This window comes from Oscillatoria nigro-viridis PCC 7112 (assembly GCF_000317475.1).
Classification (GTDB): domain Bacteria; phylum Cyanobacteriota; class Cyanobacteriia; order Cyanobacteriales; family Microcoleaceae; genus Microcoleus; species Microcoleus nigroviridis.
The window spans coordinates 5178632-5199287 of sequence record NC_019729.1; the positions used below are offsets into that span (position 1 = coordinate 5178632).

Below are 20656 nucleotides of genomic sequence, written 5' to 3' on the forward strand. Positions count from 1 at the left end.
TGCTGTAGGGGCGGGTTTTACCAACACTATTTGAGGCTCACAAACAATCTATAAAAACCCGCCCCTACCCAACCAATAACCCAGATCAACATGAGGTTCGCTCCCATTCAAAAAATATCCATTCGGATTTGTCGTAGGGCTAGGGCGGGTTTATTATATTGTTCGTTTCTGACATTGATGGTTGGTAAAACCCGCCCCTACAGATTCGGCCAATAATGAATAACTATTGCAGCGGCAAAAATACCGTCATCACCTCGCCCTTTTGGGGTCGCTGGCGAATTACCAACTTCCCGCCAGCAGCCCGAAATAAATTCTTAGTCACGCTCAAATTTAAACTCAAACATCCCGTCTCCGGCTGCACCATCAACAAAGGCCCGATCGAGCGCAAAGGAGCATTCGCCTTAGCTGCAAAAGTCGATGCGACATTACCTTCAGATAGGTGTTCCGATTCCAACTGCAACTTTAACTGATCGCCCGCCAATGTCACCTCCACCTGAATGCGACTCCCGGAAGGCAAAGTTCGAGTAAAATTCTCAATCAAATTAGTTAAAACCTGATCCAACATCGTCGGATCGCTGACTACCGCAGGCAACTTTTTCGGCACAATAACTTCCAAAGTGTGGTTTCGCACAGTCGCCTGTTTTTGCCAGCGGGGAATGCTATTTTGCAGCACTTCACCGAGGGACATTGCTGTTAGCTGCACGCCAGAATTTTTAGCTTGCGACATTTCCAATTCCACGGCGCGGAAAATTAAACCGAAGCGATCGATCTGAGCGGTACACTCAGCATCAATCGTTTCCAAACGCTTGACCACCACCGGATCGAGTTTGGGACGTTTCAGCAGCAATCGAGTCAGCGTGCGAATAGTAGCCAAAGGAGTGCGGACTTCGTGGGCGATCGCCTGTAGCAATTCCACCTCTTTAGTAGCGAGAGGAATTGAAGATTTGCAGTTGATATCTGTAGCCGATAACTTTTTAGGCTTCGGCCTCAAACCATCATCAATTCTTTCATCCTTGATCCTGCCTGCTTCCTCTTTCCCAACCGGCAAATTATGCAACAGCAAGCGGCTGAACAGCATCACTGTTTGATAATTTGGCTCCACAGGCAAAAATTGCTGGAACAGCGCGTCTAATTTATTAGAATTATTAGTTACTTGGCTAACTGGCAAATTGAAGCCGCCGTCAGAATTGACAAGCAAACAGTCGCTTTCAGTCACCCTGCGCCGCAACACTTCCCAAGCTTTGGCGACTACTTGCGGGTCGAAAGAAAATAGAAAAGCCGGAATTCCCGCAGAATTTTCACCCAAAACCATCACCAGGCTAAAACTAGCAGTTAAAACCAAACAAAACTGCTCGTGCGCCAAAGGGTCGCCGATCGCCAAAGCCAAAGCCGGGGCCGCCGCAGGCACAGATATTTGCTCATCAGCCGCCGGCAGTAAAGCTAAAGTTTGTCTGGCCCGAAAAGACCACAAAGCTGCATCGTTGTCGGGAATACTGGTAAAAATCCAATTGGCAAAGCCGTTGGCCAAAGCGGGGTCAGTCAAAACCGAAGACGGGCCGGACAACACCAACCCATGACAGGAATTGGGGATTGTCGATCGACAATTTGCCCGATCGGCATCTGTTTTTTGTCCTGCTTTTTGGCGATCGAGCATTTGATTCAAAGCTGCGATCGCCCCGTACCATTCCTGTTGGGCTTTCAGCCGAGAAGCCCCACGGCTTACAGGACACCGATGGCGGTTATTTTCTCCCGCCAACTTAGGATCGAAGAGACTGAGGTCATTTTCTTGGCCTTCGGAGGCTAAAATTTCGCTTATTGTCGGTAAAAAGTAAGTATTCACAGTTATAAACCCACCTTCGGAGGCATGAAGGGTGAAGTATTTATGTATAGGAAAGTTCAGGAGTTAGGAGTCAGTCGATTTGAGATTTTAGATTTGAGATTTTAGATTTACCCCACAGATAAATCTGGGAACTTGAACCTTAGTCTAAAATTTTTATCTTTCCACGACTTAAGTAAGTGGCACGGTATCCGTTTTTGGGCTGGGTCAAGCACCAGCACGATCGAAAAATCCCGCATAATTTCTTGCCCCTTCCTCCTAACTCACAGGATATCCACATTTGTAAACTAACGATATTGGCAGAACCGTACCAATAAGTCGCAATCTCCGCGCTTGCGGCGATATTTTGCACGATCGCCCTGACAAAAGTGCAAAATGAAGTCAGTTAAACACCGTGCTTTCCTTATGCCCACCTCGATCGCCGACTCGAAAAATCTGCTGTCAGACTTAATGGCACGCTACCGCAACCAAGTGGATTATCTGGCAATTCGACTCGAAGAAGCCGAAGGCACCGACATCCTGCTGCGGGGCGAAAAAATTGAAACCCTCAGCGAAGGAGTCTCAATTGGCGGCCAAGTCCGAGCTTGTCACAAAGGCGGCTGGGGCTTTGCCAGTTTTAACCGACTTTCCACCCTCGCCGAAAGAATCGAAGAAGCCATCGCCGCGGCAAAACTGATCGGCGAAGAAGAAACGATTCTGGCACCTGTCACCCCAGTACAAGACATTTGCTTGCTGCCGCTGACAGGAACAGACCCCCGTCTGGTTCCCCTAATTGACAAAAAGCAATTGTGCGATCGCTACGCGGCCATTCTCCGCAGCATTGACCCCCGCATCGCCACCATCTCCGTGCGCTACGGCGACAGCACCCAGCGGATCGTCCTCGCCACCTCCGAAGGCACCATGCTCGAACAAGGTTGGGCAGACATGGAAATGCGCTTTGCCGCCACAGCCCGCAGCGGGGAAACCGTACAAACCGGCCGCGAAACTACCGGTTCCCGCAAAGCCTACGAAGATTTAACCGATCTCGATCTTCAAGTTCGCAGCGCCGCCCAGCGCGCCGTAGATTCCCTAGCCTTACCCCCCGTCCAAGGCAACACCTACACCGTCGTCATCGACCCGATTTTGACCGGATTGTTCGTCCACGAAGCCTTCGGGCATCTTTCCGAAGCCGACATGGCCTACGAAAATCCCGACATTTTGGAAATTATGACCCTCGGCCGCCAGTTCGGCCCAGAAAACTTGCAAATTTTCGACGGTGCAGCGCCAGAGGGACACCGGGGCAGCTTTTTCTACGACGACGAAGGCACTCCCGCGACTACTACTCAGTTAATTAAAGACGGCGCTTTAGTCGGGCGGCTGCACTCCCGGGAAACGGCGGGCAAATTGGGAGAAACGCCTACTGGCAATGCTCGCTGTTTGAATTATCATTATCCGCCGATCGTCCGCATGACGAATACTTGGATCGAACGGGGTGACACGCCAGTTGCAGACTTATTTTCTGGTATCAAAGAAGGAGTTTATGCGCGCAATTGGCAAGGCGGCATGACTAACGGCGAAATGTTTACTTTCAGTGCCGGCGAAGCTTGGATGATCCGCGACGGAAAACTAGACAATCCGGTGCGGGATGTTACTCTTTCGGGTAATGTTTTCAGCACTTTAGCCGATATTGAGGCGATCGGCGACGATTTCTACTGGGATGAATCCGGCGGCTGCGGCAAGGCAGGACAAAGCGGTTTGCCCGTGGGCTGCGGCGGCCCGAGTTTGCGGATTCGCGATGTCGTTGTTGGTGGCGAAGCTGCGGAAGAAGATTAAATCTGCAAAAGTTTAAAAAATCAAGGTAAAGCGCCAGATTCCTACTGGCGCTTTACCTTTCTTTATTTTTTGAGTACAACATTTCGCGCCCTTTGGTGGTGTCTGATATCTTGAGGACGCTTGGCAAAATAACCGGAACAGCCAAAAATTATGTCTTGAGTCGTCAAATACCGCTAAAAAATCGGTTTTTTGGTACGCAGTACCTAAGTCCTGAATTAATGGATGGAAATATTCAATTTTTCTCCTCTTCTCCCCATTGTCGATTATCCCCGTAATTACCTAATTCCCCGCAATTATCGCTTTTTTCGCCTTTATCTCCCGCTTCCTCGTTCTGGGGGCGTATCTTTATCGTTATCTGCGTAAAAGGTCTGAGTGTCGGCTACGGCGGTTAAAATTTCGGGATCGGACTTGTGTTGAGCAAAAAAGGTCGATCGAGTTTCTAAGCTTTTAGCGTGAACTGCGGTACCGCTCAGTAACAGGCTTGACATCAGGATGGAAGAGTAAACGCGCATCATCAATTTTGGTGTTTGTATTTTCCCCTTCTTGATACGCAGTCTGTACTCTGCTATCAGGATAAAAAAAATAATTGTGGCGAAGTCATCAATTAGTAAGTGACGGCACCTGCAATTTTTTTGAGTTTTGGTTAAAAGCGGGTGAAATCCATCATCTAGCTCGCTTTTTCGCTGGTAATTTCTAGTTATCTGCTACTGGGGGGCAACCAGCATAACTCAAGACCCTGTTCAAAAAAAGAATGCTACTCTTCTAGGCCCGTGTTCCCCACCCTGGTAGTTATAAATCATGCCCAAATCTAAAATCTAAAATCTAAAATCTAAAATGGTATGACCCTTGGAATCCTGTTGAAACAGTCTTCCAACAAGGAAACAAAAACCGCCAACTGTCAAGTTTTACTACTTTTATGATTAACTTGATAATTTATTGAGGTGAAGCGGCAACTCAGGGATTCAATACACAACAGGAGAGTACCCAGGCGCGCCATCAGCACGTTACCTCTCAAATCGACTAACTGGCGCGCAGGGAGTAAAAAAACTGGTTTTAAAACTGATATCGCCGAGTCAATCTCAAATATCAAATCTCACAGCGACTGACTTGCACATCTACCTGCTGGAATAGCGAGTCGAGGGTTGACGAGTTGTCCACAATAACATCAGCTTGTTGACACTTTTGAGCTAGCGGCAACTGGGCGTTAATGCGGGCCTTAGCTCGATCGTAACTCAAGCCGTCTCGCTGCATTAGTCGTTCTAACTGCACTTCGGGCGAACAGTAAACTACCCAAATTTCGGTACACAAGTCAGTCATGTTAGCTTCAAACAGCAGCGGCACTACCAAAACCAAAGTCAACGTGTCAGTCGGGGCGCAGAAACCGGGTTTTTTTTCAACAATACTTCGTTCTAGCTTTTGGTGAAAAAAGCTAGTTGCTTGAGTTTTTGTACTTAAGTCATGTGTGTCCTGGGATACCAAACTCGATGCAGCAATCCAGCTTTGAGTTTCCTCAACTAATCGGCGGCGCACGTAAGGGTGAATCTGTTGTTCCAACCACTGCCGCTCGTCTGCGTTACAAAAAATAATACTTCCCAACTCTGGCCGATTTAAATTGCCGTCCGGGAGCAAAATACCCGCGCCGTATCGTTTTACAATAGAGTCAAGTATTGGCGAACCGGGGTTCACAGCTTCGCGGGCGTAAATATCGGCATCTAAAATTGGAAATCCACAGGCATCTGCCAGATAATTAGATATAGCGGTTTTACCGGTGGCGATGCCCCCAGTTAAACCGATCAGACGGACTATTCGATCGCTCATAATTTTCAGGCGTTTAAACTTCCTGTGTTTCGACACTTACTGTCAGTCTTTGCTATGTTGGTGACACAATCAAATTTAGACTTAAAATTTAAGATTTGCGATCGAGAGTTCGCGTTAGAAAGTGTCAGCATTGGGGTGCGATCGACTCTTTTTTACCTAAAATCTCAATTTTAAACTCTAATTAAGGTCTAGACCGAGGCAAACTTATGAATGCTCAACGTGCTGTGCGGTCGATTCTGGCAGCAATTCCCCTTGCTGGATTTTTGATAGTAGATTTTTTCCCCAACCTGGTTTTCCTCAAAGAAAACAGCAGCGGATGGGTAGTCGTGGCAATTTATCCCCAATCTCAAATTGCTGCGGCACAATCTATTACTCCAGCCCCAGACGGCACCGGAACCGCTGTCACCGCCCCAGGTACAGGGTCGCCTCCTCGCTACGACATTCAAGGCGGCACTCCCTCCAGAGACGGAGCAAATTTGTTCCACAGTTTTACTCGGTTCGGTCTGAATTCTGGCGAAACTGCCAATTTCATCTCCAACCCAAGCGTTAAAAACATCCTCGGCCGCGTTGTCGGGGGCGACGCATCCTTAATTAACGGTCTAATTCAAGTTAGCGGCGGCAATTCTAACTTGTTGCTGATGAATCCTGCAGGCATTATCTTCGGAGCAAATGCCCGGCTGGATGTGTCCGGGTCTTTTTTGGCTACCACCGCTAGCGGTATCGGTTTTGACGATCGTTGGTTCAACAGCACAGGGGCGAACGACTACGCAGCCCTAGTCGGAACGCCGAATGCTTTTGTTTTTGGAGCGCAGCCGGGGAGTATTGTCAATGCGGGTAACTTGGCTGTCGGAACCGGGCAAAATTTGACTTTGCTGGGCGGTACGGTCATCAGTACGGGCAAACTTTCAGCCCCGGGCGGTCAAATTACTGTGGCGGCTGTCCCGGGCGAAAATCTGGTGCGGTTGAGTCAAAACGGACTTTTGCTGAGTTTAGAAGTTTCTCCAGCAGCCGGAGTGTCGGGTTCGGAAGCTGTTCCCTTCTCTCCCCAGAGTTTACCTCGGCTGCTCTCTGGTCCGGGCGCGGCTAACGCTACGGGTATAACTACGAACGATCGAGGTGAAGTCGTGCTCACAGGCGGCCAAACAGTGCCTGCAGGAGCTGGAACTGCGCTGGTAGCGGGTGATGCGGACGTGTCTGCCAGGGGGGGTGCGGGAGGAAGCGTCAACGTGTTGGGCGACAAGGTAGGGCTGTTTGGAGCGAAGATTGAGGCTTCGGGGCCCGACGGCGGCGGAACGGTGCGGATCGGGGGAGATTACCGAGGCGAGGGAACTGTGCCGAATGCCAGGATGACTTACGTGGATGGCAAAAGTTCGATCGCCGCCAACGCAACTGAATCAGGCAACGGCGGCAGAGTTTTTGTCTGGGCGGACAACACAACAGCATTTTTGGGCAGCATCAGCGCAAATGGCGTTTCTGCAACGGGAACCGCAGGTGTTGGCGGGTTTGTGGAAGTTTCGGGCAAGCAAAGATTGATTTTTAACGGTACTGTCGATACCTCTGGGACAAACGGTTTGGGGACTTTGCTGTTAGATCCAGAAAATATTTTAATTACAGATTCCCCAGAAGGTGCGGGCGATGCGGCAATAATTGCCAACAATAATATTTTGGCAACAGGAACGCCATCACCACAGCCAAACAATTCTGAGCCTTCGCTGACAATTTCGGCTAGAGCTTTGGAAAGTATGTCGGCTACGTCAAATGTGGTTCTCGAAGCGCTCAATGATATTACAATTGCTGATTTGGCGGACAATCAGTTGAGCTTTCAAGCAACTACTGGTTCGGTGACATTGAGAGCAGATGCCGATCGCAGCGGCGCGGGTGTTTTTTCGATGAATTCTGGAGATACAATTAGCACGGCTGGCGGCGCGATCGCCATTTCGGGAAGTCAAATTACTGCGGGCAATTTGTCAAGCAACGGCGGAAATATTAGTTTGATTAGTCAGGGATCGACCGTTGCCAACAATATTTCTTCATCGAATCCCAGCACCGGCAGCAGCGGGAATATTGCGATCGACGGGCTGAACGTAACGGCCCAAAAACTTGATGCCAGCGGCCCGGAAGCGAGGGGAAATGTAACTTTGACAGCTCAGAATGTTTTGGGAGTGAGCTCGATCGCAGGGGGATCGGGAAACATTACTTTGACTGGTAATGAAATTAATTTGAAAGGTGCCAAAAATTCAGTCAGCGGCACAGGCTTTTTGGTACTGCAACCTTGGAGTCCCGGTCAAAATATTGCGATCGGCGGTTCTGGAGATGTCGGCACTAATATTTATTTGAATCTGACGGCAAACGACCTCGGAAGTTTGCAAAATGGATTTGCTGGAATTACGATCGGGCGCAGCAACGGTATCGGTTCAATTCTGATGGCCAACGATTTCACATTTTACGATCCGCTAATTATTCAATCGCCAGCGGGTTTGGGAACAATCACTACCACAAGTTCCCTGACAGGGGCAGACAATGCCTCAATTACTCTCAAAGCTGACGGCAATATCCGTACCGGAAATATCACTACCAACAATCAGGAAATTCGCATCGCCAGCACTGCGGGCAATGTCACAACCGGTCAGCTACGTACTGGAACTGCCCCCACTATCAACACTTCTGTCAATTCTTCCCAAGATATACGCAATTCGGCGGGAGATGTTAGCGTTACCGCACACGGTACGGTGACGGCAGGGGCGATCGACACGAGGGGCGATCGCGCGGGGAATGTGACGCTGACGGGGCCCAAGGGAGTCACTGCGGGGTCGATCGAAGCTGGCGGCTCGAAAACACCGGGAAATATTACTTTAACCGGCAACAAAATTGACTTGACGGGTGAGAAAAATTCGATCGCCAGCAACGGCAATCTGGTGCTGCAACCTGCAGATCCCAGTCAAAATATTATTATTCAAGGTTCAGGCGGTACAGAAGCTCTGAACTTGAGTGCTGCGGAATTGAACACTTTTCGGAATGGGTTTGCTTCGATCGCGATCGGGCGCGCTGACGGTAGCGGTGCGATCTCGATTGGTTCTCCAGCGCCAAATTCAACGCCAAATTCAACGCCAGTGGCGGTGACATTTCAAGATCCGACGACGATTCGATCGCCGTCGGGCAGCGGCGCGATCGTGGGAACGGGTGCGATCGTCGGCACTGATAACGCCACGATCTCTCTGATGGGCGGTACTGTAGCTGTCGGAGACGTTACCTCGACTGCAGGGATTAACATCACTAGCAGTCAAGGCAAGTTGACTGCTGGTACGGTTTCATCTCGCTCAACTTCCGGGGTGGCGGGCCCTATCAATATTCGCAGCGCCGGTGCGGTAGAAACCGGCAACATCGATGCTTTTGGTGCCAAAAGCGGGGGAGATATTTCGATTGCGGCGCCGGGCAGGATCGTTACAGGGGTGATCAACTCGAGTTCGCAATCGGGAAGTGCCGGTTCGAGCCAAATTATCGGGAACAAAGATGTTGAAGTTGTTTCGATCAAAGCTCGCGGCAATACGGGCGGCGATGTGGCAATCGAGGCTGGGGGAGCGTTTCGGGCTGCGGGAACAGGAACGGCTGCCGATCGCGCCCAGGTCAGCATTTCTACAGACGGGCTGGCTCGATCGGGTTCACAGACGCTGCTGCAAAGCACTTGCTCGTCGGGAACCTGCACGGCGGCGACTGTTGGGACGGGAAACTCGAAGTCGAACACTGCCACCTCCTCAACTGCGATCGGGCCGCTGGCGATCGTGCCGAGTCCGGCACCAACTACCAGTGTGGAACTGCAAACTACAGCCAATTCTCAACAAATTGTGACTCAGGTGAGTCTCGGCCCCGCAGCGTCTGCGCCCAAGAGCAGTAACACAAATGTCTCGCCAGAACCTGCTGCTGCGTCTGTTGAGGCGGGGTCGAAGGAGACTGCGACCGGCTCGGTATTGCTGTCGCAGTCGGTGTTAACAGACAATTTGGTTACGCCTGCGGCGACAGAAAACGGCAGCGCGGCAACCACTCCACAGAAGCCGGCGAGTGCGGTAACAGCAGAAACTATCGGGAATGTCAGGGTTCCTGAGATTTCTCGAGCGAGTTCGTCGATCGCGCAAATAAGTCCGATCGACGCAGTGCAGCAAAGGGATAGAACTCAGGGGCAGGAATTTGAACGTTACTTTGGGGGCACTGTCACTGAAAAGTCAGTGACGCAGCAAAGTATTCGAGATACTCTCAGCAGCGTCAATCGGTTGACTGGGGTTAAACCCGCCATCCTTTACGTGTGGGCGAAAGAAAAACATTTAGAACTTGTGTTGTTATTGCCAGACGGCAAAAATGTTTTTAAAAGCGTGCCTGCAAGCCGCGAGACAGTGCTGCAAGTTGCTAAAGAATTCACTAATGCTATCAGAACTCCCAGGAGATTGAATGCTGCTGATTACAAGGAACCTGCCGAGGAACTTTACCAGTGGTTAATTGCACCGCTGCAACCGGAATTGGATGCTAACAAGATTGACACTTTGGTGTTTTCCATGGATTCAGGTTTGCGAACTTTGCCTTTGGCTGCTCTTTACGACGGCAAGCAGTTTTTGGTAGAAAAGTACAGTTTGGGGCTGATTCCGAGTTTGAGTTTAACTGATACTCGCTATGCCGATGTTAAGGGTTCTGAAGTGTTAGCGATGGGTGCGTCGAATTTTCCCGCCAAATACGATCAAAATCCTTTGCCTGCGGTGCCGCTGGAAATATCGACCATTGTGGGCAAGATTTGGCCGGGTTCGTCTTTTCTCAATGAAGCTTTTACTTTGGCAAATTTGAAGCAGAAGCGCAATCAACCGCAATACAAAATTATTCATTTAGCTACTCACGGCGATTTTCAGCCTGGGGGGGCCGAAAATTCTTACATTCAGTTTTGGGATACTAAGTTGCGGTTGAATCAGTTGGATCAGTTGAAGTTATCTAACCCGCAGGTGGAGTTGTTGGTTTTGAGTGCCTGTACTACGGCGGTGGGAGACGAAGAAGCTGAGTTGGGGTTTGCCGGGTTGGCGGTACACGCGGGGGTAAAATCGGCTTTGGCGAGTTTGTGGTATGTCAGCGATGTCGGTACTTTGGGGCTGATGACTGAGTTTTACCAGCAGTTGCGTACAGCGCCGATTAAGGCTGAGGCTTTGCGGCAAGCGCAGTTGGCGATGTTGCGGGGTGAAGTGCGGTTGCAAGATGGTTATTTGGTACGATCGGGCAACAATCAAGCTCTGCCTTTACCGTCGGAGTTGGCCGCCAGGGGCGATCGAAATTTGTCGCATCCTTATTATTGGGCCGCTTTTACAATGATCGGTTCGCCGTGGTAATTCTGAAGGAAGAGGGTGCGATCGCCCAAAAAACCGGCAGAGAACCAGTCGCAAAACTCTGAGGATGGGAATACCTAAAAAAGTGCGGTTATATCAAATCCGTTAGCATCGGAATAGTAAATTCTAGTTCACTGTTCACGGCGTTCACTGTTCACTGCGTCAACAGTCAACCGTCAACAGTCAACATCATGTATGAGTGTAACCGTCCATGATATTACTCAAACCAGAGACCGCGACCCCAACATCGAAAACGGGATAAAATGGAACAATAAAAATTAAAAAAAAACTCGACTGCTAGCGCCTGAAATATTGCTCGTATACAAGTCTATACTAAAAAGTTTTAGCCCCGATAAATTATGATAATTCAATCAAGAAGTTTCGATTACCCAACAACAATCGCTCTTGGTTATCCAGCCCTAACGCTCAGCGGTGAGAATAAACTCATTGGGATCAACGCTTTCTCCGTTTTTGTCGAGCATTCTTAACAAAATTTCAGAAGGATCTAATGATTGATTAGAGGTAATAAAGCCAATCTTTTGAGAGTAGAGACAACAACGATTGGTTTCTAACGCACGGCTGATTTTGCAAACCCTGTGCCTCTCACCACGTTGTCTAATTATATTAGTTCGCCATCGTCTTGACTCTCAACATGAACACAGTTGCGACCTTTGCCTTTGGCAGCATAACAAGCTGCATCAGCCGCTCTCATAACCTCCCTCAAATCTTGGCTATTTTGGTTAATGGCAACAACTCCAATACTGACCCCGATGATAAAGGTTTTGCTATCCCAAATAAACCGAAACTGATGCACTAGGTGTTTGAGGTTTTCCGCAATCTGAGCTGCTTTATAGAGGGGGCATTTAGTAAGCAAAAGACCAAATTCATCACCTCCCAAGCGAGCCAGTGTGTCATTAGCGCGGACTCCCTTTTGTAAAAGTGTAGTGATTTGGCGCAGTAGCTCATCGCCAGCACAATGACCTGCGGTATCGTTAACGAGTTTGAACTTATCTAAATCTAAATAACAGAAAGCGTGCTGGTGATTGCTATCTTGAACAGAGGCGATCGCCTCAATTAGTCGCTGCTCAAATTCTCGACGGTTGATTAAACCCGTCAGAGCATCGTGACTGGCTTCCCAAGAAAGTTGACGAGCAAGATTGCGCGATTCGGTAACATCATGAAAGACGATGACTGCCCCGATAATTTGACCTTGGTAGTCTCTAATCGGTGCTGCTGAGTTCTCAATGGCATACTCAGTCCCATCGCGCGCAATGAGTATAGTATGGTTAGCTAAGCCCACAATTCGCTTCTCCAACAGAGCATTCTCGATCGGATTCTCTACTGGCTTTCGCGTTACTTCATTGACAATTTCAAAGACTGTAGACAGGGGGAGTCCCTTAGCCTCATGAGCCTTCCAGCCTGTCAGTTGCTCAGCGATAGGATTGAAAAATCGCACATTACCTTGAGCATTTGTAGTAATAACTGCATCACCAATCGATTGGAGGGTGACTTGAGCTAGTTCTTTTTCGGCAAAGAGGGATGCTTCGAGACGTTGGCGTTCTTCCTTTTCTCTCAAGAGGATTAAATTCTGCTCTTGGAGGCTTTGTTGCAACCGTCGGATGGTTAGGTGAGTTTCGACACGAGCTAATACTTCTTCGACTTCAAACGGCTTAGCAATATAATCTACGGCACCAACAGCAAGCCCGTGAACCTTATTGAAAGTTTCATTGAGAACACTCAAAAAAATTATCGGAATGCTTGCGGTTTGCTCGTCAGATTTTAATTGTTTGCAAACTTCATAGCCATCCAAATCGGGCAATTTAATGTCGAGTAAAATTAGTTCCGTCCATGGCGATTGGGCGGCTCGGATCGCCATTGCGCCTGTTGTGGCACAGCGAACTTTATAACCATGTGCGCTCAAAGTACGGCTCAGAAGACGCAGGTTATCAGGCAGATCGTCAACAATTAAAATATTGCCTCGGTAGTTGGTAGCTGGATCGCTAACTCTATCGCTAGTTATATCGAGAATGCTACTGCTTTCCATAGTTTCTTACCATAGGACTAGAAGCCTATGAGTAAGAGTATAGTTGAATTATGAGGTTATCAACTCACTTTACGCAGAAAGAAGTCCTGCGATCGCAGAGTTCGAGGAGTGGCACGCTGGCACAGCCCCTACAAAATCTGGCTTGTTGAGGTAGGGACAATCTCCCCGTGGTTGCCCTTCTTCGTTTCGGCTAACATTAGGAGAACATTTTTTCAACCCAAGCAGCCGATTTATGAACAAGCACATTTCTGAAAGGGCAAGTCTACTCGTCATGGCGAGCGGATATCTCGTGCTGCTAGGTTGGCAATTTGACATCTCCCTACTCAAAAGTGGTTTTCCCGGTATGACTTCGACGATGAAGCGGGCAATGGCAGAACTCAATCGCTAAGCACTTCAGCACTCATGAATAATTCAGGTTAGATATGATTACACAATTTTTTGAGACTGGAGGATTCATGCCTCACGGTCACTGCTATCTCTGGCAAAGAAACTTAGTAGGATTACATATTTTATCCGATGGTTTAATCGCTTTAGCTTACTACTCCATCCCCATCATCCTAATCTACTTTGTGCGACAGCGCCAAGATACTCCATTTCAGAAAGTATTTTTTCTGTTTGGCGCCTTCATAATTGCCTGTGGTACAACTCATATCATGGAAATTTGGACGCTCTGGTTTCCTATTTATTGGGTTTCTGGAGGAATTAAAGCTATTACTGCTCTGATTTCTATATATACTGCATCTGAGCTAGTGTTTTTAATTCCCTCAGCCTTAGCTTTTCCTAATCCAGGTCAACTTATTGCGGCAAATCAAACCTTAGAGAAGGAGATCAATGAGCGCAAGCGGGCTGAAAACGAACTGAAACAAATTGAGGTGGCATTACGAAATAGTGAAGAACAGTTTCGCAATGCCTTTGAAAATGCGTCTATTGGAATGGCGATCGTTTCACTTGATGGGCACTGGGTTCAAGTCAATCCTGCCTTATGTCAGATTATTGGCTACTCCTCAGAAGAGTTGTTAGGGTTAACTTTCCAAGACATTACCCATCCTGATGATTTAGACGCGGATCTTAGTCATAGGGATCAACTATTAGCAGGAACAATTTCAAGTTACCAACTGGAAAAACGGTATTTCCACAAACAAGGACATATAATTTGGATTCTTCTTGATGGATCGATAGTACAAAATGAGCAGGGAAATCCCCTGCATTTTATTGCTCAGATCCAAGAAATTACCGCTCGAAAAGAAGCTCAAAAGACGCTAGAGCTTCAGAGTGTTATTATGAATAACATGGGAGGTGGAGTGTGTTTAATTAAAGCCTCAGATCTCACGATCGTCTACACCAATCCCAAATTTGACGCTATGTTTGGCTATGCAGAGGGTGAACTCGCCGGTCAATCTGTTGCTGTAATAAATTACGTCGATACAGAGGTTACACCCGACGAAACCGTTGAAGATGTTGTTGTTAAACTCGATCGGGACGGAGAAGCACAATATGAAGTCTACAATAAGAAAAAAGATGGAAGACTTTTTTGGTGCAGGGTTCATACCTCTAGGTTTGAGCATCCTGAATATGGAACTGTATATGTTGCGGTGCAGGAGGATGTGACAGAGCTCAAACAAGCTGAGCAAGCTTTGCAAGCTACCACAAATCGCCTCAACTTTCTCCTGAACTACAGCCCCGTCGTTATTTTTGGCTGTAAACCTTATGGCGATTATTCAGCAACGTTCATGAGCGAAAATATCAAAGATGTATTGGGCTATGAAAGCATTGATTTTTTAGAAGATTCTGAATTTTGGGTGCATCACTTACACCCAGATGATTTAGAACGAGTAATTAATGGCTTAGACAATCTATTCGTCAATGATTTTTATTTCCATGAATACCGTCTTCGTCGCTCAGATGGGGTTTATAGCTGGATACTCGTTCAACTCAGACTAATTCGAGATCCTGCAGGTAGACCCGTGGAAATGTTGGGATATTTAATTGACATTAGCGATCGCAAACAAGCCGAGTTGGAACTTCAGCAGGCTAAAGAAGCAGCAGAAACAGCAAACCGAGCCAAAAGTATGTTCCTGTCCAATATGAGCCACGAACTCCGTACTCCTCTCAATGCTATTTTGGGATTTACGCAATTGATGAGTTACGATCCTGTTCTGACTCCCGAACTCCAAAAAGATCTGGCGATCGTCAATCGTAGCGGCACACATTTATTGGAATTGATTAACGACATTTTAGATTTATCTAAAATTGAGAGCGGAAAGATGACACTCTCTCTTTCTGACTTTGACATAAAATTTTTGCTGATTTCTCTTGAAGAAATGTTGCGAATGAAAGCCCAATTGAAAGGATTGAAACTAATTTTCGATCCAGAACCCAATCTGCCCCAATTTGTGCATAGCGATGAGAAAAAACTGTATCAAGTCTTAGTCAATCTGCTCGGTAATGCGATTAAGTTTACTCATCAAGGAAGCGTAACCTTACGAGTAAGATCGGAACAGAGCGACCAAACGTCCTGTCGCCTATATTTTGAAGTTGAGGATACTGGAGTGGGAATTGCTCCAGCAGAAGTTGAGAGCTTATTTAAGGCGTTCGTGCAAGCTGAAGCTGGGAATAAATTGAATCAAGGTACTGGTCTAGGTCTAGCTATCAGCCAAAGATATGTCCAACTCATGGGTAGTCAGATTCGGGTTCAAAGCACCTTGAATCAGGGCAGCATTTTTTACTTTGAACTTGAGGTAAAGTTACCTCAAGCAGTCTGCGTTGCCTCAGAATTGCTTAAACAAAGAGTGATTGGTATAGCTCCAGGACAACCAACTTACCGCATTCTTGTGGTTGAAGATGTAGAGGAAAATCGCCGCTTGTTGGTCAAACTCCTTACCTCAGTAGGTTTTGAGGTGCGCCAAGCAACACAGGGAGTTGAAGCACTATCCCTGTGGGAAAGTTGGTCCCCACACCTGATTTGGATGGATCTGCGAATGCCGATCGTGGATGGCTACACAGCTACCAAACGCATTAGAGAACACCCTGAGGGACAAGAGACTGTCATTATTGCTTTAACTGCCAGTGCTTTTGAAGCCGATCGAGAGAAAGTTCTTATGGCTGGTTTTGACGACTTTATGAGCAAGCCATTTCAGGAAAGCCTCGTCTTTGACGCACTCGCTCAACACTTGGGAGTAGAGTACATTTACACAGTTGTAGGAAAAGATTCCCAAAAACTATTTGTTGATTCTTTATCTGCAGAAGATCTAGCCGTGATGTCCTCTCAGTGGTTAGAACAAATGTATCAAGCTGCCTACTATGTTGATCCTGAAGCCATGAACGAGCTAATCAAACAAATTCCCGCATCTCAATCAACCCTTTCCAGTTCGCTAATTGATGCTGTCAATAACTTTAACTATGACCAAATTATGGAGTTAATTCAACCTCTGCTCCCGAATCCAGATTAGTTATCGAGTTTAAGGACAAAGAAGCTATAGCCTTTCGAGCGTAACATGAGGTGGACACTCGATCGGCGGGCATGGGGCATGGGGCATGGGCCCGCGCAGGGCATGGGGCATACCTCACCAAGATTGAGAACTGCTGTATAGCGCGATCTAAGGAGTGGCTAGGGAGCATCTCAATCAAAGCAGCCCAGCTAGAAATTGGAGTTTTGAGGCTCTCTTGCTGCGGGGAAAGAGTCAGAAGTCAGGAGCCAGAAGAAGTGTTTTTACAAATATGAGATGCTCCCCTCCCGATCGAACTCGCTCTGACTTGCATTCCTCACTACGACGAAATGGTAACGGTTATTTTATTTATTGAAGATGATATAATAAGTCAAAATTGAATTCTGCTAATTCCAAATTTTTGGCAAATTGAGAATAAATCCCGGCAAAACATTTTCCCCAGAAAGGGTGAGAGGAGATTGTAAAACTTCCACATCTTGACCGGGGCGATAAATTTCAACTTCGCGTTTTTTGCGGTTAATCAGCCAACCCAAACGGCAGCCATTTTCCATATATTCTTGCATTTTTTCCTGAGTCTTTTTTAGGCTGTCAGTTGGGGAGAGAATTTCCACAGCAAAATCGGGACAAAGCGGGATAAATTTTTCTCTTTGTTCGGGCGTCAAAGCTGACCAGCGGGATTTCTCTACCCAAGACGCATCGGGAGAGCGATCGGCGCCATTGGGCAGAGTAAATCCTGTGGAGGAATCAAAGGCTTCACCGAGTTGGGTTTGTTCGTTCCAAAGTCCAATCTGTAAGTTGAATTTTGAGTTGCTTCTTCCCGTTTCTCCTCCGGTTGGCGGCATGGCGATTAATTCTCCGTTGGCGCTGCGTTCTAATTTTAAATCGGGGTTTTCTTCGCACAGTTGGTAAAACTGTTCGGAAGTTAGTTTTATAATGGAGTTGAGGTTTAAGGTTATAGCAGTCATAGCATTTTTTTTGAAATTTTAAAACAATTGATAACTCAAATTAATTCCAAATTTTTGGCAAACTGAGCACAAACCCAGGTAAAACATTTTCCCCAGAAAGGGTGAGAGGAGATTGTAAAACTTCCACATCTTGACCGGGGCGATAAATTTCAACTTCGCGTTTTTTGCGGTTAATCAGCCAACCCAAACGGCAGCCATTTTCCATATATTCTTGCATTTTTTCCTGACTTTTTTTCAAACTGTCGCTGGGCGAGACTAATTCAATGACAAAATCGGGACAAAGCGGGATGAATTTTTCTCTTTGTTCGGGCGTCAAAGCTGACCAGCGGGATTTTTCTACCCAGGAGACATCAGGAGAGCGATCGGCTTTATTGGGCAGAGTAAACCCTGTGGAGGAATCAAACACTTCTCCGAGTTCAGTTCGATCGTTCCACGTCCAGATTTGAGCATTCGCTGTTGAGTTGCTTTTTCCTGTTTCTCCTCCGGTTGGGGGCATGACAATTAATTCTCCGTTGGCGTTCCGTTCAAGTTTCAAGTCCGGGTTTGCTTCGCACAGTTGATAAAACTGTTCGGAAGTTAGTTTGATAATGGAATTGAGGTTTAAGGTGATAGCAGTCATTGTTATTTACCTGCTGTTTTTATAAACGACATTAAGAAGTAAAAATGGGATAACTCATTTTTACTTCTTAATTCTTAACTTCTAATTCTACTGCAATTGTTTGATTCTGTTGAGCGCGTCTTGATAGGCACTCGTTCTGCCGCCTTGCTTGTAAAGTTCTGCTGCTTTTTGAAAGTCGGCAATTGCTTTCGGTTGGTTTTTTTGATCTAGGTAGGCTAGAGCCCTGTTGTAGTAGGCGTCGGCAAAACCGGGATTGGCTTCGATCGCGTTCGTGTATGCTTCAATAGGGTTTGGATAGCGGCCGTTGTCCAATGCGGGATCGAGTAGGGCGGCGTATAAAGTGCGGGCATTGCCGATATTAAAATACAATTCAGGGGTGTAGTTGGGCTTGAAAGCGAGTGCTTTGTTGAAATCGGCGATCGCGTCCAAAGCCTCTCCTCGATCTAACCGCGAAAGTCCTCGAAAATAAAAGGCTGGGGCGTCTTTTGGGTTGAGGGTGGATAGGGGAACTGCGGTGGGGCGAGAATTGTCTACTTTCAAATCGGATTTGTTCATTCCCGCCGCCGCCAGTTTCGCCATAAAAGTATTGATCGGAACTGCTGCATTAAATCCAGTTTTAATTGGGGCGACTTCGCCGGAACTGGTTTGCGCGAAACCGAATTCCCCTTGTCCGTGTAAACCGATGACTCGGCCGTCGGAGTCAAAAACTGGGCCGCCGCTCATGCCGCTCCAAGTTACGGCCTGATACCGCAAAGTGTAACCTTCCGGGCGGTTGCGCGGGCGGCTGGTAACGAGTCCGGGAGAGAGTTCTGGTTCTCGTTCGGCGCCGAAAAGTCCGCCGGTAGCGGGATAGCCGTAAACGAAGATTTGAGTGCCGATGACGGCTGTGTCGGAATCGGCGATCGTCGCGACTGGATATTCTTCGGGGCTTTCAAATTTGACTACGGCTAAATCCGCCTCTGTTTCGGCTGTTTGCAGCCCGGTGACAGAGGTTGCTTGATAGTTTTTGCCTGTGGAGGTGCGAACTGTGTATTTGAGATCGGGTTTTTCTACGACGTGGTTGACTGTTAAAACTGTGTAAGTTTTGCCTGTTTTGGCAATAATTACCCCAGAACCGTCTCCGAGGGAACTGTTAATTTGTACTGTCAGCGGCCCGGCAATGTTGGCGACTTCTTGGGGAGTTTTGGCGATCGCACTTTGGCTGATGATTATGGTTAGGGCAGCCGTAGTCCCTGCTAGCAAGGTGGTCAAGGTGTCGTAACGGGAAAAATTTACGTTCATGGTAGTTGCTGATTATATTAATTACCCTAGTTGGAAATTCAAACATCAAAATGAATAGCTTCATTTTGATGTTTGAACTCTTAAATGCTAAGTTTATTGCAACTGTTTGATTCTGTTGAGCGCGTCTTGATAGGCACTCGTTCTGCCGCCTTGCTTGTAAAGTTCTGCTGCTTTTTGAAAGTCGGCAATTGCTTTCGGTTGGTTTTTGTTGTCCAGGTAAGCTAAAGCTCGGTTGTAGTAAGCGTCGGCAAAACCGGGATTGGCTTCGATCGCCTGCGTGTATGCTTGAATAGCGCTGGGCGCGCGGGTTGTCTCGATGCTGGCGATCAGAGTGCGGGCATTGCCAATGTTGAAGTACAATTCGGGAGTGTAGTTGGGCTTGAAAGTGAGTGCTTTGTTGAAATCCTCGATCGCCCCCGAAGGATTGTCTTGATCTAACCGCGAAAGTCCTCGAAAATAATAAGCTTGGGCGTCTTGCGGATTGGCGGTGGATACCGGGCCGCTGCTTGCGGGAGTATTGTCTACTTTCAACTCGGATTTGTTTATTCCCGCCGCCACCAGCTTGGCGATAAATGTATTGATGGGAACTGCTGCGTTAAATCCGGTTTTAATCGGGGCGACTTCGCCGGAACTGGTTTGGGCGAAACCGAATTCGCCTTGTCCGTGTAAACCGATGACTCGGGCTTCGGAGTCAAAAACTGGGCCGCCGCTCATGCCGCTCCAAGTTACGGCTTGATACCGCAAAGTGTAACCTTCCGGGCGTTTGCCAGGGCGGCTGGTAACGAGTCCGGGAGAGAGTTCTGGTTCTCGTTCGGCGCCGAAAAGTCCGCCCGTAGCGGGATAGCCGTAAACGAAGATTTGAGTGCCGATGACGGCGAGATCGGAATCGGCGATCGTCGCGACTGGATAGTCTTCTGGGCTTTCAAATTTGACTACGGCTAAATCCGGGTCTGTTTCGGCGATTTGCAAGCGGGTGACGGAGGTTGCTTGATAGTTTTTGCCGATCGACGTGCGAACTGTGTATTTCACGTCTGCTTTTTCTACGACGTGATTGACTGTTAAAACTGTGTAAGTTTTGCCTTTTTTGGCAATAATTACCCCAGAACCGTCTCCGAGGGAACTGTTAATTTGTACTGTCAGCGGCCCGGCAATGCTGGCGACTTCTTGGGGGGTTTTGGCGATCGCGGGTTGGTTGATGACTATGGTTAAGGCTGCGGTAGTTCCTGCTAGCAGGGTGGTTAAGGTGTCGTAGCGAGAAAAATTTATATTCATGGCTATTGCTAATTTGTAGTTGGGTAGCGGGATTTGCGGGAGAAAGGGCGATCGGCGGTTTGTGCTATTTTCTGTTTAGTTTTATTACTGATTTGACGCAAAGGAGCTCGGCTTTGTTCTTTAATGATGATAATTTTACTGGCTTTTTTGTTCCGCGATTCCCTTTTTCACTGTATGGTTCGCACTGCATACCTTAATTAATCCTCAT

The 20656-nt window shown here is 47.6% G+C and carries 12 protein-coding genes; 4 read left to right on the plus strand and 8 right to left on the minus strand.

The window, feature by feature from the left end:
- Window positions 1–223: 223 nt before the first annotated feature.
- Window positions 224–1840, minus strand: a complete 1617-nt coding sequence (locus OSC7112_RS21665) for a sensor histidine kinase (protein WP_015177909.1) — start codon at window positions 1838–1840, stop codon at window positions 224–226.
- A 402-nt stretch (window positions 1841–2242) separates the two neighbouring features.
- Here OSC7112_RS21665 and OSC7112_RS21670 point away from each other — a divergent pair, with 402 nt between their 5' ends.
- On the plus strand, window positions 2243–3649 hold the full coding sequence (locus OSC7112_RS21670) for a TldD/PmbA family protein (protein WP_015177910.1): 1407 nt from the start codon (window positions 2243–2245) through the stop codon (window positions 3647–3649).
- Between the two features lie 311 nt (window positions 3650–3960).
- On the opposite strand, the gene patX is transcribed toward OSC7112_RS21670, so the two are convergent.
- Together patX and coaE are read right to left on the minus strand one after the other, a co-directional pair.
- Window positions 3961–4164, minus strand: a complete 204-nt coding sequence (patX, locus tag OSC7112_RS21675; RefSeq protein WP_015177911.1) for a heterocyst-inhibiting protein PatX — start codon at window positions 4162–4164, stop codon at window positions 3961–3963.
- A gap of 571 nt (window positions 4165–4735) precedes the next feature.
- The gene (gene coaE, locus OSC7112_RS21680; protein ID WP_015177912.1) at window positions 4736–5467 is read right to left on the minus strand and encodes a dephospho-CoA kinase; all 732 of its coding nucleotides are present in this window, start codon (window positions 5465–5467) and stop codon (window positions 4736–4738) included.
- Window positions 5468–5673: 206 nt separating this feature from the next.
- On the opposite strand from coaE, the gene OSC7112_RS21685 reads away from it, so the two are divergent.
- Window positions 5674–10824: a CHAT domain-containing protein gene (locus OSC7112_RS21685; protein WP_015177913.1), complete on the plus strand. Its 5151-nt coding sequence runs from the start codon at window positions 5674–5676 to the stop codon at window positions 10822–10824.
- A gap of 616 nt (window positions 10825–11440) precedes the next feature.
- On the opposite strand, the gene OSC7112_RS21690 is transcribed toward OSC7112_RS21685, so the two are convergent.
- Complete coding sequence (locus OSC7112_RS21690; RefSeq protein ID WP_223300663.1) at window positions 11441–12865, minus strand: diguanylate cyclase domain-containing protein; 1425 nt, start codon at window positions 12863–12865, stop codon at window positions 11441–11443.
- Between the two features lie 232 nt (window positions 12866–13097).
- On the opposite strand from OSC7112_RS21690, the gene OSC7112_RS40075 reads away from it, so the two are divergent.
- Window positions 13098–13253: a hypothetical protein gene (locus OSC7112_RS40075; RefSeq protein ID WP_015177914.1), complete on the plus strand. Its 156-nt coding sequence runs from the start codon at window positions 13098–13100 to the stop codon at window positions 13251–13253.
- Window positions 13254–13287: 34 nt separating this feature from the next.
- Window positions 13288–16314 carry a hybrid sensor histidine kinase/response regulator gene (locus OSC7112_RS21695; protein ID WP_150111578.1) on the plus strand — a complete coding sequence of 1009 codons (3027 nt, stop codon included), beginning with the start codon at window positions 13288–13290 and terminating at the stop codon, window positions 16312–16314.
- A gap of 383 nt (window positions 16315–16697) precedes the next feature.
- Here OSC7112_RS21695 and OSC7112_RS21700 read toward each other — a convergent pair whose 3' ends face one another.
- From OSC7112_RS21700 to OSC7112_RS21715, 4 genes are all read right to left on the minus strand, one after another.
- Window positions 16698–17276 (minus strand): Uma2 family endonuclease, encoded by a 579-nt coding sequence (locus tag OSC7112_RS21700; protein ID WP_015177916.1) that lies wholly within the window; start codon window positions 17274–17276, stop codon window positions 16698–16700.
- Between the two features lie 40 nt (window positions 17277–17316).
- The gene (locus tag OSC7112_RS21705) at window positions 17317–17895 is read right to left on the minus strand and encodes a Uma2 family endonuclease (RefSeq protein ID WP_015177917.1); all 579 of its coding nucleotides are present in this window, start codon (window positions 17893–17895) and stop codon (window positions 17317–17319) included.
- 87 nt (window positions 17896–17982) lie between these two features.
- Window positions 17983–19176 carry a tetratricopeptide repeat-containing S1 family peptidase gene (locus OSC7112_RS21710; RefSeq protein ID WP_015177918.1) on the minus strand — a complete coding sequence of 398 codons (1194 nt, stop codon included), beginning with the start codon at window positions 19174–19176 and terminating at the stop codon, window positions 17983–17985.
- Between the two features lie 93 nt (window positions 19177–19269).
- Entirely contained in the window at window positions 19270–20448 is a 1179-nt protein-coding gene (locus OSC7112_RS21715; RefSeq protein ID WP_015177919.1) for a tetratricopeptide repeat-containing S1 family peptidase, read from the minus strand.
- Between the last annotated feature and the right edge of the window lie 208 nt (window positions 20449–20656).